Consider the following 1,152-nt stretch of genomic DNA (forward strand, 5'->3'; position numbering starts at 1 on the left):
GCCCCGCCCCCACCCGTCGGCGTCGATCATGGAGTTGTGGTGGGCGAGAAGCCCCGGTTCAGGGCTTTTATCCACCACCACAACTCCATGATCGACCCGGGTTGAGGGGCCCGCGCCCATAGCACGCGTGGGGGGAATTTGGGCGTTGTGCACAGGGCGGCGAGTTATCCACAGCGCGCTGGGTTGGGGTCGAGGGATGGTGACGTGGTGCTGCAGATTTCTGCGGCATGGCAAAGCCTCTCTATCAATACTCTGAGTTGATCGCGGCCGGCCTCAGCCGGGAACAAGTGCGTCGGTTGGCTGAGCAGTCCCGCCTGCATCGCATGTCGCGGAGCGTCTACGCGCCATCAGCCGACCAAGCCGGCCGCCTGCCGGCGATCTTCCGGCGACTGCCCGCAACCGCCGTCGCCGGCTTTTACACCGGCGCGCACCTGCATGGCTTCGGCGATAGCGGCAGCCCGGACGTGCACGTGATCGTGCCGGCAGGGGAGCGCGTCCCGCACATTCGGGGCGTCATCACCCATGAGGCGGTGCTGCCAGTGCGTGATCCGGTGCTACTGGCGGGAGTGCCCTGTGCGCCCGCCGCCAGGTGTGCGGTGGACCTGGCCCGGGCGATGCCTCGGATGGAGGCGCTGCCGCTGCTGGACCTCTGCCTTCGCGTAGGTGCCTGCGAACCTGAGGAACTCAGGGTCGAGGTCGCCCGGCACGACAGTCTGCGCGGGGTCTGCCAGGCGCGCGATCTCGTGCCACGTGCTGATCCTCGAGCGGAATGCCGGCAGGAGAGCCAGCTCCGCCTGGTGCTGATGGACGGCGGTTTGCCGCCGCCGGAACCGCAGATTTGGGTCCTGGACAGCAGTGGGACACCGCTCTACCGCCTCGACCTTGGTTATCGGCAGCGCCGTGTCGGTGTTGAGTACGACGGCTCGTCCCATCTGGACCGTGCCCGCCTTCGGCGTGATCGCTCTCGAATGAACTGGCTTGCCGCCAATGGCTGGCAGATGCGCTATTTCACGGACCTGGACCTCTACCGGCGCCCCGCCCACATCATCAAGACCCTTATCCCGCTCCTCCGCCCCTAGCCATCCCGCCCGCCGCGCCTCGCTCTCACCCCGCCCGCCCCGCCCGCCATCCCCGCCCCGCCATCCCCGCCCC

General features: G+C 68.3%; 1 protein-coding gene. It reads left to right on the forward strand.

Translation table 11 applies throughout. The features are described from left to right. Positions 1 to 227: 227 nt before the first annotated feature. Positions 228 to 1,079 carry a type IV toxin-antitoxin system AbiEi family antitoxin domain-containing protein gene (locus IF46_RS0131970; RefSeq protein WP_030492134.1) on the forward strand — a complete coding sequence of 284 codons (852 nt, stop codon included), beginning with the start codon at positions 228 to 230 and terminating at the stop codon, positions 1,077 to 1,079. Positions 1,080 to 1,152 lie beyond the last annotated feature (73 nt).

The organism is Micromonospora chokoriensis (genome assembly GCF_000718555.1).
GTDB classification, from domain to species: Bacteria; Actinomycetota; Actinomycetes; order Mycobacteriales; family Micromonosporaceae; genus Micromonospora; species Micromonospora chokoriensis_B.